The organism is Leifsonia sp. SIMBA_070 (assembly GCF_046534635.1).
Taxonomy (GTDB): Bacteria; Actinomycetota; Actinomycetes; order Actinomycetales; family Microbacteriaceae; genus Leifsonia.
The window spans coordinates 1-240 of the sequence record NZ_JAWRYK010000855.1 but is presented as its reverse complement, the minus strand read 5'-3'; the positions used below and the strand labels follow the sequence as shown (position 1 = coordinate 240).

1 protein-coding gene is annotated in these 240 nt (G+C 35.0%); it reads left to right on the top strand.

Annotated elements, in window-relative coordinates:
* On the top strand, window positions 1–240 hold a 240-nt coding region (locus SB754_RS22650; protein WP_410784517.1), incomplete at both ends, for a YetF domain-containing protein.

The following is a 240-nucleotide window of genomic DNA, read 5'->3' as shown; positions in this document are numbered from 1 at the left end:
TGTCGATATTGAGAAAGTATCACTCGCACTATGGGAACCTGATGGTACTATTTCATTGTTTTTAGATCCTCAATATAAAGCGCTAACTCCAGCAGATATGCATATAGCAACTAAAGCCTTCACTTTACCTAAAACGATTATTAAAGAGGGGAAGATTGATTTTAAAGAATTAAATCAAGACGGTAAAGACGAAGTATGGCTGAAAAAAAGTCTCAAAATGACTTATAATGCCGACGTGAA